A 13,713-nucleotide genomic window follows, 5' to 3' on the forward strand; every position below is an offset into this window, starting at 1 on the left:
CGTAGGGTTAGATCTCGCGCGCCGGACGTGATCCGCGGACTGGCGGACGGGGTGGGCGCTAGCGCCCGAACCCCTGATTGGTATCTCCCAGCGCGTGGCGCACCACAAAGACCATCACCAGGCCGAACACCAGAGCCGCCGACATGAAGTAGAGGCCCGAGGACAGGTTACCCGTCGCATCGCGCAGGAGCCCGATCCCGAAGGGTCCGATATAGCCGCCCAGATTGGCCAGAGAGTTGATGGTGGCGATGCCTACTGCGGCACGCGCCCCTGTCAGGAAGAGGCCGGGCAAGGCCCAGATCACCGCCTGAATGGAGTAGATGCAGAAGGCCGTCACGCAGAGCAGCGCCATCTGCAGCACCGGTGCGCTGGCCATCGCCGAGCCCGCCACCGACAGGGCTGCCACCCCCGCCATGAGGACCATATGCCAGTGGCGCTCGCCCTTTCGGTCGGACGAACGGGGCACATAGATCAGCCCCAAGACCGCGAAGAGATAGGGTATGGCATAAAGGAAGCCCGTAACGGTATCGCTGGTGCCGAACTGGCTGATGATGGTGGGAAGCCAAAGCGACAGCCCGTAGATCGCCAGCGGAAACGGCAGGAACAGCGCGGCCAGCAACAGCACGCGGCGGTCGAGCATCGCCCTGAGCGGGTTACCGTGGCTGACCAGATTGCGGCTGGCCGCCTCCTGATCGAGCTGGCGTTCCAGCCAGATCCGGTCCTCGCGCGGCAGCCAGCGCGCCTTGGCGGGCGTGTCCGGCAGCAGGCGCAATGTCGGCCCCGCCAGCAGGATCGCGGGCAATCCGCAGACCACGAAGAGAAGCTGCCAGTTGGCCAGCCCGAAGGCACCATTTCCCGCCAGTATCATGCCTGCCACAGGGCCGGTGATGATCAGCGCAATCGGCTGGGCCAGCACCAGCAATCCGATGATGCGGGCGCGGTGGCGCAGCGGGAACCATTTCGTCAGGAAATAGATGATGCCCGGATAGAGCCCCGCCTCGGCCGCGCCCAGCAGGAACCGCAGCACATAGAACGACACGGGCCCGCTGATCGCCGCCATCGCCACGGTGATCACCCCCCATGTAATCAGGATGCGGGCAAACCAGATGCGCGCGCCATATCTGTCCAGCGCAAGGTTCGAGGGCACCTCGCACAGGAAATAGCCGATGAAGAACAGCCCCGCCCCCATGCCATAGGCGGTTTCACTGATCCCCACATCCACATTCATATGCAATTTGGCAAAGCCCACCATCGCGCGGTCGACATAGGCCACGATATACAGCAGCGCCAGAAACGGCAGCAGGCGGGTGCTGATCAGCCTGATAATGCGCTTTTCCTGACTGTCGGTCGTATCGGCGCGGCCGGCATGGCCGGACACAGCGCCTTTCAGATAGGTCTGTTCCATAAATCCTCCCTCTCCCGCAAAGGGCGCCCGTCTCCTCCGTGGCGCGGCCTCGCGGGGATGTTCAAAAGCCTCAGTGGCTGTCACGGCCCACCGCATTGCCACGGCAGCCCTTCAGGAAGTCGAGATCGGCGCCCGTATCGGCCCCCTCGACATGGGTCTGATGCAGATAGGCATAGCCGCTGGTGGCAATCTCGTGGCGCGGAGTCCATGCCGCCAGACGGGCAGTCAGCTCGGCCTCGGAGATGTCCAGATGAAGGCGGCGGTTGGGCACATCCAGCTCGATCATATCCCCCGATTGCACCACCGCGAGCGGCCCGCCGGCTGCGGCCTCGGGCGCGGTATGCAGCACCACCGTGCCATAGGCCGTCCCCGACATACGCGCATCCGAGATCCGCACCATATCGGTCACCCCCTTGCGCAACACCTTGGGCGGCAGGCCCATATTGCCCACCTCGGCCATGCCCGGATAACCTTTGGGGCCGCAATTCTTGAGCACCATGACGCAGGTCTCGTCGATATCGAGCGCCTCGTCATTGATGCGGGCCTTGTAATCGTCGATATCCTCGAACACGACCGCCCGCCCGCGATGGGTCAGCAGATGCGCACTGGCCGCCGAGGGTTTGAGCACGGCTCCCTTGGGCGCGAGATTGCCGCGCAGCACGGCGATCCCGCCCTGATCGGTCAGCGCACGGTCGGCAGGGCGGATGACATCCTCGTTCCAGTTGCGCACCGAGGCGACCTCGTCCCAGATGGTCTGGCCTGAAACGGTCAGCGCCTCCTTGTGCAGCTGGCCGCTTTCCCCGAGCCGTTTGATCACCACCGGCAGACCACCGGCATAGAAGAACTCCTCCATCAGATACGCGCCCGACGGCATGAGATTGACGATGGTCTTCACATCGCGCCCGCAGCGGTCCCAGTCATCGAGCGTCAGATCGACCCCCATCCGCCCCGCAATCGCCAGCAGATGCACCACCGCATTGGTCGAGCCGCCAATCGCGCCATTGGTGCGGATCGCGTTCTCGAACGCCTCCTTGGTCATGATATCCGAAGGTTTGAGATCGTCCTTGACCATCTGCACGATCCGCCGCCCCGACATCTGCGCTATCACGCGGCGGCGGCTGTCGACCGCAGGGATCGCCGCATTGCCCGACAGCGCCATACCAAGAGCCTCGGCCATCGAGGCCATGGTCGAGGCCGTGCCCATCGTGTTGCAGGTGCCGGTGGACCGGCTCATGGATTGCTCGGCCTCGAGGAAATCGTCCTGCGTCATCTCTCCGGCCTTCACGGCTTCGGAGAATTTCCACAGATGGGTGCCCGAGCCCACGCGCTCGCCACGGAACGACCCGTTCAGCATCGGGCCGCCCGTCACCACGATCGAGGGCACATCGCAGCTTGCCGCCGCCATCAGAAGCGAGGGGGTGGTCTTGTCGCAGCCCACCATCAGCACGCAGCCGTCAATGGGCTGGCCGCGCAGGGTTTCCTCGATGGACAGCGCCGCGAGGTTGCGGAACATCATGGCCGAGGGCCGGAAGGTGTTCTCCGAGGCCGAGAAGACCGGCACTTCCACCGGAAAACCGCCCGCCTCCCAGATGCCTGCCTTCACCTTCTCGGCCAGTTCGCGCAGATGGCCGTTGCAGGGCGTCAGTTCGGACCATGTATTCATGATGCCGATGATCGGCCGCCCGTCGAAGAGATCATGCGGATAGCCTTGGTTTTTCAGCCAGCCACGGTGGTAGATCGTATCGCGCGAATTGCCGCCATACCATTCCTGCGAGCGCAGCTTGCGCGGCCAGGGCGCGGGGGTGAAGCTCTGTGCCATGGACATCTCCTTACAATGCCGCCACGTCGACAAACCCCTCATCGGCGGCCACCGCCAGAGGGTTGCGCAGGGGCTGCCCGAACTCGGGGGCGAAAAGCTCGAACACATCCCCCGCCTGCGGCGCGATCTGGCTGCCAAACGACAGGGTCGCGGTGCCGAACATATGCACATGCAGATCCCCCGCCCTGCGGAAGGGCGCATATTTGAAGTGATGGTGCTCGAGATTGGCGATGGTGTGGGACATGTTGTCCTCCCCCGACAGGAAGGGCTTGTCGAAGATCACCTGATCGCCGCGCAGGATCCGCGAGCGGCCCTCGATATGTCTGGGCAAATCGCCGAGACGCATCTCGGGGCCGAAGGCGGCAGGGCGCAGCTTGGAATGGGCCAGATAGAGATAGTTCAGCTTTTCCGTCACATGGTCGGAAAACTCGTTGGCCAGAGCGAAGCCCGCGCGATGGGGCCTGCCATCAGGACCGATCAGATAGAAGCCCGCAATCTCGGGCTCCTCGCCGCCATCAAGGGCGAAGGCGGGCGAGATCAGCGCATCATTCGTGGCCACCGCCTGAGTGCCCGGCCCCTTGTAGAACCATTCGGGCTGGGCACCGATGGCGCCTTTGGCGGGCTTGCCACCCTCGAGCCCCATCTGGAACATCTTCATGCTGTCCGAGACATGGGTCTCGGATTTGGCATGCATGGAATTGCGGGTCGAGGCCGACCCCGTATGCGTGAGCCCCGTGCCACACAGATACATCCGCGCGGGCTCGGGATGGCGCATCGGCACATCCAGCGCGCCTTTGGCGGCCTGTTCCGCCACATCCACCGTCTCGCCCCCTTCGGGCAGGATCGTGGCCAGAGGTCGCCCCCGGGCAATGGCGTCACGCGCCAGTTCATAGGTCGTCAGGCCCTGCACGAGCCGTGCGGCCCCGCCCTGGCGGATGATGACACCCCCCGCCTTCAGCTGACTGAGATAGACCGTCATTCGAATTCTCCTCCTGAACAAGAGCGGACCCGCCCGAGCCATCGGCCGGACGCGCCATATAGAGGCGAGTGCTCTTGTGATATCCTCAATCGCGGGCTCCTCTCCCGCTCGAGGGGAGATTAGAAAGCCGCGGGATAGCATTCAAATATCAATATCGGCGCATCGCATACCAAAACTGGTATGCCTCAATAGACCTTGGTCGTGGCGCTGGCTTTGGCGGGGGCCGTGGCGTGGAAGTCCTCGAGGAGCCTTGACGCCCCGATGGCCAGAAGCCCCACATCATGGCCGATCGCCACAAAGCTCGCCCCCAATTCGGCATAGCGTTTCGACAGTCCCAGATCCCCGATCAGGATGCCTGCCGCCTTGCCGTGGCCGATGATGCGGGCGATCATGTCCTCGATGACCTCCTGCACATAGGGATGGGCCGGATCATCCAGATGGCCAAGGCTGGCCGCCAGATCGGCGGGGCCGATGAAGATACCATCAACCCCTTCGACACTGGCGATCTCGTCGAGGTTCTCGAGCCCCTTGGCGGTTTCGACCTGCACCAGAAGGCAGGTCTGGGCATCAGCGGTTTTCACATAATCGGGTATCCGGCCAAAGCCGGAGGCGCGCCCTACCACAGCCCCGACCCCGCGGATGCCATGCGGCGGATAGCGCATGGCGCGCACCAGATCGCGGGCCTGGGCTGCGGTTTCCACCATCGGCACCAGAACCGTCTGGGCCCCCGCATCGAGCACCTGCTTGATGATCCATGCCTCCCCCACCGGCACTCGCACGATGGCATGGGTCGCGCTGCCGCGCAGGGCTCCGATCTGGCCGGAGATGGTGGCCAGATCGTTGGGGCCGTGCTCGCCATCGATCAGCAGCCAGTCATATCCGGCATCAGCGCAAAGCTCGGTGCAATAGGGATGGGCGAGGTCCTGCCACAGACCGATCTGCAGGCGCTTCTCCTGCAGGGCTTTCTTGAACGGGTTCAAAGGGGCTGGCATGGTTTTATCTCCTTGAAAGGTATTACAAAACAGCGGTCATGCCGCCATCGACATAAAGGATCTGGCCATTGACGTAATCCGAGGCGGAGGAGGCGAGGAACACTAGCGCGCCCTGCAGCTCCTCGGGGCGGCCCCAGCGGCCTGCGGGGGCGCGGCCCCGCACGAACCCGTCGAAAGCCGGATCCTCCTGCAGCGCCTGCGTCATATCGGTGATCATGTAGCCCGGACCGATGGCATTGGCCTGGATATTCGCGCCCGCCCATTCGGCAGCCATGGATTGCGTGAGCATCCGGATGCCGCCTTTGGCGACCGTATAGGGCGCGACGGTGGCGCGGGCGAGCTGGCTCATGAGCGATCCGATATTGATGATCTTGCCGCCGCCGCGCGGCCCCATACGGCGTGCCGCCTCGCGCCCGCACAGGAAGGCCGCCGTCAGATTGGTCTCCAGCACACGGGTCCAGTCGGCCAGCGCCAGATCGAGCAGGGGCTGGTGGTGCTGGATACCGGCATTGTTGACGAGGATATCCACGGCCACGCCCTGCGCATCGAGCGCCTCGAACGCCGCCATCACCTGATCCTCGCAGGTGACATCGAAGGCGCAAGCCTGCACATCATGGCCCAGTGCCGCCAGTTCGGCACGGGTCGCCTCGAGCCGGTCGGGGTTGATCCCGTTCAGGATCACCTTCGCCCCCGCCTCGGCCAGACCGGTGGCAAAGGCGCGCCCCAGCCCACGCGAGGAGCCGGTCACAAGGGCGGTTTTCCCGCCAAGAGAGAAATCAGGCATCCTTCAGCCCTCCGTCATGCGTGTTTCAAGATCAGGGCGGGTATAGAGATCGGCGCGCAGCCGCATGCCCAGCCCTGCGCCCTCGGGCGGGTAGACATAGCCCGCCTCGATGCGCGGCAATTCTTCGACAAGCTCCAGATACCAGCCCAGATAGGCGGCGCGCACGCTCTCCTGGATCAATGTATTGGGTTGGCTGAAGCCTGCATGGATACCGGCGACAAAGCCCACCGGCCCGATACAGTCATGGGCGGCAAAGGGACGGTGATAGGTATCGGCCTGCGCGGCGATCTTGCGCCCCTCGGTCAGCCCGCCGGTCCAGCACAGATCGGCCATCACCACCGCCATCGCATCGCGGTCGAGATAGTCTTTATAGGCAAAGCGGGTGCCCAGCGTCTCGGAGGCGCAGGTCCATGTCGCCGTGGCGCGGGCAAATTCGGCCAGCGCCTGCGCATTGGTCATGCGGACCGGGTCCTCGTACCAATAGGGGCGGAAGGCATCGACCTCGCTTGGGATCACCTTGGCCGCAGGCAGGGCCCATAGCCCGTGCATCTCGAGCATGATATCCATCCTGTCGCCCACAGCGCGGCGGATGGCCTCGAACGGGCGCAGCGCCGCCTTCAGCCCCTCCCCCGAGATATGCTGGCCACGAAATTCGTCCGCATGCGGATCGAACGGCCAGATTTTCATGGCGGTAATGCCCTGATCCAGAAGCTCCTCCGCCAGTTCGGCCGGACGGGTCATGAAGGCGTCGAGATCCTCATAATCCCCGCCTTCTCCCCTGTTCCAGTTCGACACGGGGCGGATGTTGTGGCTGCGCACATAGCGCGTGCCTGCACAGGTATTGTAAAGGCGCAACCGGTCCCAGCACCGCCCGCCCAGCATCTGCCATACGGGCTGGCCCATCGCTTTGCCGAAAATATCCCATAATGCGAGATCGATGGCGGATGCGGCGCGATGCTCGGCCCCCGTCGAGGCCTGACCCATCGGCAGGTTCAGCATCTCGCGATGCAAGGCCTCGATGGCGAAGGGGGCGCGCCCCAGAAGACGCGGGGCCAGCGTGTCATGGATATGGGCCGCAACCGCGCCCGCACCGTAAAAGGTCTCGCCAAGGCCCGTAATTCCGGCATCGGTCTCGATCTCGACCCAGAGGATATTGGCGAATTCCGCGGCCCGAAGGGTCCGGAGTGCGGTGATCTTCATCTCTCACCTCGCATGATCGCAAAGGCGCACCCCGCCACGAAGCAGGGTGCGCGACAGGCTTACTGGGCGCGCATCTCGGCCAGTGTGCTCTGCACCATCTCGACGACATCGGCACCGATCTCGTCTTTATGCGTGTCATAGACCTCCTGCGATTTCGCCAGCATCCGCTGTTGCTCCTCCGGCGAGATCACATTGAACTCCAGCCCCGCCTCTTCCATCTTGGCAAGCGAGGTCTTGTTCAGCTCCTGAATGACATCACGCTCGACATCGCGCCCGACCACCGCACAGTCGCGCAGCGCGGCCTGCTCCTCGGGGGAATAGGTGTCGAAGATCGGTTTCGAGAACAAGAACAGGAAGGGCGTGTAGGTGTGTTTCGTCTCGCTGATATAGTTCTGCACCTCGAAGAATTTCGACGTATCGATCGTGACATAGGGGTTTTCCTGCGCATCGATCGCCTTGGTCTCGAGCGCCGAGAACACCTCGCCGAAGGACATGGGCGTGGCATTGGCCCCGAAATTCGAAAACGTGTCGAGGAAGATATTGTTCTGCATGACGCGCATCTTCAGCCCTTCGAAATCCTCCCATTTGGTGATGGGGCGTTTCGAGTTTGACACGTTGCGGAAACCGTTCTCCCAATAGGCCAGATTGATCAGCCCGACCTTTTCGAGCTTCTCGTTGATGTAATCGCCAAATTCGCCATCCATCACGGCATAGGCTTCCTCGTTCGTGCGGAACAGGAACGGCAGATCGAAGACGCCGAGCGCGGGTTCGATGCCCACCAGCGGCGAGGACGATGTCACCACCGAGTCCAGCACCCCCGAACGCAGTGATTGTGTGGATTGCAGGTCTCCTCCCAGCGCCCCGCCCCAGAAGCCGGTCATCTTCATCTTGCCACCGGTCTTCTCGTCCAGACATTGCTGCATCGCATCCATGCCGTTATGGACCGGATGGTCCTCGGCAATGCCGTTCGACACGCGGATATTGCGTTGCTTGAAATCGGCCAGTGCAGGGCTTGCAACGGCACAGGCAACCGTGACCAGAAGTGCGGCCTTGAGTGACTTTTTCATGTGATCCTCCCTAATCGGTTGAAAAAGATTTGGTTCGAGATGCAGCGGTCAGTAGAACCACTGCGCGGGCACCAGAACGATCTGCGGGAACAGAACCAGCGTCAGGATGACGAGGATCTGGGCCAGCAGGAACGGCCAGACACCAACAATAACGCGACCGAGGGGGAGCCTCCCTACCCCGCTGACCACGTTCAGCACGACACCGACAGGCGGTGTCAGCAAGCCGATGCAACAGTTCATGATGAACATCACACCGAAATAGACCGGATCGATGCCCGCTTCCTTGATGATGGGCAACAGGACCGGTGTCAGGATCAGAATGGTGGGCGTCAGATCGAGCGCCGTGCCCACCACCAGAATAAGTGCCATGATCGCGAGCATCAGCAGGATGGGACGGTCGATCAGTGGCTCGATATAGCCCGAGATCTCGGCGGGAATATTGGCCGCCGTAATCAGCCATGCGGACACAAGCGCCGCGCAGACAAGGAACATGATCGCCGCCGTCGTGCGGCCCGCATTCCGGATCACCTTGGGCAGATCCCGCAGGTGCAACTCGCGATAGACGCAGGTCCCCACGAACAACGCGTAGAACGCGGCGATAACGGCAGCCTCCGTCGGGGTGACGATGCCGAACTTGATGCCGCCCAGAATAATCACCGGCATGCCGAGCGCCCAGATGGCGCGCGCGCCCGTCCGACCACGTTCGGCCCAACCGGCCTTGGGCAGCGTGGCGACATCGTCATTGCGCGCCACGATGATCCAGGTGACGATCAGCACGAGCCCCATCAGCACCCCCGGCACGATCCCCGCCATGAACAGCTTGGAGATCGAGATATTGCCAGCCACACCGAAGATGATGAAGGCCATGGAGGGGGGAATGACCGGCGCGATGACACCGCCTGCCGCGATCAGCCCCGCCGAACGTGGCAGGTTATACCCCGCCCGCGCCATCATCGGCAGCAGGATCGCCGCCAGCGCCGCACTGTCGGCGGCCGCCGATCCCGAGATACTGGCCAGAATGATGGCGGCAAAGATCGCCACGATCCCAAGCCCGCCGCGGATATGGCCAACACAGGCTACGGAGAAATCGATAATGCGTTTGGACAGCCCGCCCGCATTCATCAGCTCCCCCGCCAGAATGAAGAAAGGGATGGCCAGAAGGGTGAAGGTATCCGCGCCGATCATCATGTTCTGGGCGATGATCTGCGTATTGAACATGCCCATATAGCTCATGAGCGCGACACCGCAGACGATCAGCGCGAAGGCCACCGGCACCCCTGTCAGCATCGATCCGATCAGCGAGGCGATAAAGACAACAAGCGTCATTTCGCATCTCCTTCCGGCTCATGGAGTGGCTCGTCGATCAGATGGCGCTCGCCCGCGAAGGCCGCGATCTCCTTCTCGGTGATCCGCCCCGTGACAAGGCGGAGAAGCCGCGTCCCGGAGATCAGCGCGATCATCGCCGCCGTGAACAGCCCAGTCCCGTAGACCCATGCCATCGACAGCCCCGTCACGGGCGCGCCCATCGACATATTGATCGGCAGCTGTTTCCAGGTGCCGATGAACAGCACCCAGGCACAGCCCAGAATGAGCAGCTCGGCCACGCCCATCATCAGCATCCGGCCCCTGCGGCCAAGTGCTGCGACAAAGGTCTCCATCCCCATATGCATGTGATGGTGATGGGCCACGACCGCGCCGATAAAGGTCAGCCAGACGAAGAAGAACCGCGACAGCTCCTCGGACACCGCAATGCCCGAATTGAACCCGTAGCGCAGCACGACATTGAGAAAGACCATCAGCGCCATGCCCGACAGGAGGGCGACCAGCACGAGGTCCAGCAGACGATAGAATAATGTGATCAATCGGGTCATGGTCAGAACCTTTCCCCGAGACCCCGGGCGGCAAGGTTGCGCATGAGGGCCGTGATACCGAAGCTCCATTCGGGGCAATGATCGGCGCGGTCGACCCAGTTGGTCAGGCACCCCAGTTGCGGCGCCGCGATCTCGACACGGTCCCCCACCACATGGGTGAACCCCTGCCCCTCGCCGTGGCGGTCCTTGGTGGGGGCAAACATCGTGCCCAGAAACAGCACCGCACCGTCGGGATACTGATGGCTGCGGTTGCGCATCTGGCTCACCAGATCGACCGGGCGGCGCGAGATGGCCCGCATCGGGCTCTCGCCTGACATGATGAAGCCGTCCTCGCCTGTAACCGTCAAGGAAACCGTTGTGCTTTCAACATCTTGTAAGGAGAAATGGGCATCGAAGAGGCGGATGAACGGACCGATCGCACAAGAGGCGTTATTGTCCTTGGCCTTGCCCAGCAACAATGCCGAGCGCCCTTCGACATCACGTAGATTGACATCATTGCCCAGTGCGGCCCCGAGGATCTCGCCGTCGGAGCGCGTGACAAGCACCACTTCCGGCTCGGGGTTGTTCCAATGCGACATCGGATGGATACCGACCGTCTCGCCGCAGCCCATCGCCGACATCGGCTGGGATTTGGTGAAAATCTCGGCATCCGGACCGATGCCCACCTCGAGATATTGCGACCACAGATCCATTTCCTGCAGGAGCCCTTTGACCTGCATCGCCTGTTCCGATCCGGCCTGCAGGTCGCGCAGATTCTCGCCGATTACCGGCGCGAGGTGGGCGCGGATTTCGGCAGCACGCCCTGCATCGCCGCGCGCCTGTTCCTCGATCACCCGCTCAAGCATACTCTCGGCAAAAGTTACGCCCGCAGCCTTGATGGCCTGCAGATCCACAGGCGCCAGCAGCCGTCCTTCCGAGCCGTCAAGGAATGCGTCAAGCGGTCCGAGACAGGGCAGATCCTCCGCCGCCAACAGCGTCAAGACATTCTTGTTTTCGAGAAGATGGGACATCGTAACGGCCTGCGCCGTCAGATCATAAAGTTTCCCATCACGGATTGTGACAATACAGGGGCCACCTTGTGCCTGCGACCAGACACGACCAACAAGCTTTGCCAGATGTGCATCATCCGGCAAAACCCGATTGGCCTTCAACACAGATGCTGAAGCCAAAATCTCCTCCCTTGATTTTACGCACCGCCTCCACTCGTTGCGCACGACATTAGATGTCTGACAACATTACAACAGCAGCGCGCCAACCGGCGCAAGAGAAAACTTCGGCAAAGTCAGGAAAATGTCGGAAGTAGGTTTTTATACGTAAAATTCGAGAGTTAGACCAACTCTCTGGGCAGAACCGATCAGATGACGGCGCATCGCCGCTCGTGCCATTACCGGATCTTTAGTTCTGATCGCGTCACGAATAGCCGTATGTTCCTCGATCGTGCGCTCGATCACCTCTTCCAGCTGACCCTCCGTGCGGGCGATCGCGATGACGTGGCTGATCCGGTCGGAAATCGCGCCGATAAACTGTGCGAAATAATTATTTCCCGTCGATTCCGCGATGATGCGATGAAAGTCCAGATCGGCAGCCACACCCGAGTTGCCCCAATCCTCAGAGGCACAGATCTGCGCCAAGGCCGCGTTCAGCGCCTCCATCTGTTCGGCGGTATGATGGGTTGCAGCAAGAGCAGCGGCCTCCATCTCTAGCGGAACACGCAACTGATAGAGATCCCGAAAGTTACGCCGGTCCATAGACTTGGCATCTTCGAGGAGGATCTGCCGCGCGGGGCGCTCACGCACAAACGCCCCGACCCCCTGCCGTGTCTCGACCAGCCCCTCGCTGCGCAGCTGTGCAATCGCCTCGCGCACAACTGTCCTGCTGACGCCGAAGCTTTTCGACAGCGCATGCTCGGTGGGCAGCTTGTCGCCGGGTTGCAACGCACCGTCATAGATACGCTTGGCAAATTCCGACGCGATCCGCGTCGGAAGATGCGCCACACGCTTGATCTGTTCGAAACCGCTTTCCATACCATTTCCTCTTACCAGACAAGCAGACCATAGCAGTCAAAGGTCGATCTGGCACCCTTTATTCATCACCATCGCCGGATCGACCGACTTGCGGATCGCGACATTCAAACGGCGCTGAACTTCAGGAAGCCTCTCAGAAAAATCACCTTTTTTCAGCCGACCAATGCCATGCTCGGCGCTGATCGAACCGTGATACCCATCCAGCACCCGATTGGCGATCTGCTTGGCGCGGCAGATCTGCGCATCGATATCACCGGACAGATCGGGCAACACATTCAGGTGCACATTGCCATCGCCCACATGCCCGTAGGAGACACAGATAACATCGGGCATATCGGCCAGAATGGCGGCCTCGGTTTCGGCCACAAATGCCGCCACCCGCGACAATGGCACGGACAGATCGGTGCGCAGATGCTTGCCGCGCTTGGCCTGACCTTCGTTCATGCCTTCCCGGATCAGCCAGAGATTACGCGCCTGCGCTTGCGACTGGGCCACCACCCCGTCCAGCACCAGCCCCGCCTCGAACGCGTATTCCACAAAGCGCGCCATGAGGTCGTCCATATCCACCAGCCCCGAGCCCGCGATTTCCATGAGCACATAGGCGGGATGCTCCGCCGCCATCGGCAGGACCAGATCGGGGATGCCTTCCTTGGCCAGATCGAATGCCAGTGGCGGCAAAAATTCGAAGGCCGACATGAGGTCACAACATTGCCGCCGCGCATGCCGGTAAAGCGTGATCGCATCCTCCAGCGACTCGAGCGCCAACAGCGCCGTCGCCACCTGATCGGGAGCGGGCAGCAGCTTGACGGAGACTGCTGTAATGATACCGATGGTTCCTTCCGAACCGATGAAAAGATGTTTAAGATCAATACCTCTGTTGTCTTTCCGTAGGCTCGAGAGCCCCTCGAAAAGACTGCCATCGGGCAAGACGACCTCAAGCCCCAGCACCAGATCGCGGGTCATCCCGTAGCGCAGCACATTCACTCCACCCGCATTGGTCGAGACATTCCCGCCCAGACGGCAGCTCCCCTGCGCCCCGAGCGTCAAGGGAAAGAACAGCCCTGCCTCGGCCACCTTGGCCTTGAACTCCTCCAGGACGATACCCGATTCGACCACCGCCGAGAAATTGTCACAATCAAGCTGGCGTATCGCGGTCATGCGCTCCAGGGTGAGCACCACCTGATGATCGGGCATATCTGGCACCGCCCCCAGAACAAGCCCCGTATTGCCGCCCTGCGGCACGATATTCAATCCCAGCGCTCCAGCCGCACGCACGCACTCTTGCACCTCCGGCGTGTTGCGGGGGCGCAGCACCGCCAACGCGGAAGACTGCACATCGCCATGCCAATCATGGCAATAGCGCAGGACATCCTCCCCCGTCACAACAAGTTCCGGCCCCAATCGCTGCAGCAATTCTCTGGCGACTGACGGCACATTCACCTCGGTCATCCCCGTTCCTCCCTCTCTATGCCCTCCCATCGGGCAAATCCTCTCTTGTTTTTCCTACCATGTTGTCAGACAACATTACAAGATTGGACCAGTTGGGAGGCTGGCCCTTAACGGAGGAGACAT

Annotated in this window: 12 protein-coding genes; all 12 read right to left on the minus strand. The window is 62.0% G+C overall.

Annotated features, from left to right (window positions below; genetic code table 11):
- Positions 1–58: 58 nt before the first annotated feature.
- Positions 59–1,405, minus strand: a complete 1,347-nt coding sequence (locus ABEB22_RS15985; RefSeq protein WP_349295393.1) for an MFS transporter — start codon at positions 1,403–1,405, stop codon at positions 59–61.
- A 70-nt stretch (positions 1,406–1,475) separates the two neighbouring features.
- On the minus strand, positions 1,476–3,224 hold the full coding sequence (gene araD / locus ABEB22_RS15990) for an L-arabinonate dehydratase (protein WP_349295394.1): 1,749 nt from the start codon (positions 3,222–3,224) through the stop codon (positions 1,476–1,478).
- 10 nt (positions 3,225–3,234) lie between these two features.
- A complete protein-coding gene (gene araD1 / locus ABEB22_RS15995; RefSeq protein WP_339114637.1) occupies positions 3,235–4,203 on the minus strand; it encodes an AraD1 family protein in 969 nt (322 codons plus the stop codon).
- A 185-nt stretch (positions 4,204–4,388) separates the two neighbouring features.
- Positions 4,389–5,195 carry an HpcH/HpaI aldolase/citrate lyase family protein gene (locus ABEB22_RS16000; protein WP_339114638.1) on the minus strand — a complete coding sequence of 269 codons (807 nt, stop codon included), beginning with the start codon at positions 5,193–5,195 and terminating at the stop codon, positions 4,389–4,391.
- A 22-nt stretch (positions 5,196–5,217) separates the two neighbouring features.
- Entirely contained in the window at positions 5,218–5,979 is a 762-nt protein-coding gene (locus ABEB22_RS16005; protein ID WP_349295395.1) for an SDR family oxidoreductase, read from the minus strand.
- 3 nt (positions 5,980–5,982) lie between these two features.
- Positions 5,983–7,179 (minus strand): mandelate racemase/muconate lactonizing enzyme family protein, encoded by a 1,197-nt coding sequence (locus ABEB22_RS16010; protein ID WP_349295396.1) that lies wholly within the window; start codon positions 7,177–7,179, stop codon positions 5,983–5,985.
- 59 nt (positions 7,180–7,238) lie between these two features.
- Positions 7,239–8,246: a TRAP transporter substrate-binding protein gene (locus tag ABEB22_RS16015; RefSeq protein ID WP_349295397.1), complete on the minus strand. Its 1,008-nt coding sequence runs from the start codon at positions 8,244–8,246 to the stop codon at positions 7,239–7,241.
- 48 nt (positions 8,247–8,294) lie between these two features.
- Entirely contained in the window at positions 8,295–9,572 is a 1,278-nt protein-coding gene (locus ABEB22_RS16020; RefSeq protein ID WP_339114642.1) for a TRAP transporter large permease subunit, read from the minus strand.
- Complete coding sequence (locus tag ABEB22_RS16025) at positions 9,569–10,117, minus strand: TRAP transporter small permease (RefSeq protein WP_349295398.1); 549 nt, start codon at positions 10,115–10,117, stop codon at positions 9,569–9,571. The genes ABEB22_RS16020 and ABEB22_RS16025 overlap by 4 nt, the downstream gene beginning before the upstream one ends.
- A 2-nt stretch (positions 10,118–10,119) precedes the next feature.
- Positions 10,120–11,286 (minus strand): fumarylacetoacetate hydrolase family protein, encoded by a 1,167-nt coding sequence (locus ABEB22_RS16030; RefSeq protein ID WP_349295399.1) that lies wholly within the window; start codon positions 11,284–11,286, stop codon positions 10,120–10,122.
- Positions 11,287–11,424: 138 nt separating this feature from the next.
- On the minus strand, positions 11,425–12,141 hold the full coding sequence (locus tag ABEB22_RS16035; protein WP_349295400.1) for a FadR/GntR family transcriptional regulator: 717 nt from the start codon (positions 12,139–12,141) through the stop codon (positions 11,425–11,427).
- Positions 12,142–12,177: 36 nt separating this feature from the next.
- On the minus strand, positions 12,178–13,590 hold the full coding sequence (locus ABEB22_RS16040; protein ID WP_349295401.1) for an FAD-binding oxidoreductase: 1,413 nt from the start codon (positions 13,588–13,590) through the stop codon (positions 12,178–12,180).
- Positions 13,591–13,713 lie beyond the last annotated feature (123 nt).

Source organism: Thioclava sp. 'Guangxiensis', from assembly GCF_045348365.1.
In the GTDB taxonomy this organism is placed as follows: Bacteria; Pseudomonadota; Alphaproteobacteria; order Rhodobacterales; family Rhodobacteraceae; genus Thioclava; species Thioclava kandeliae.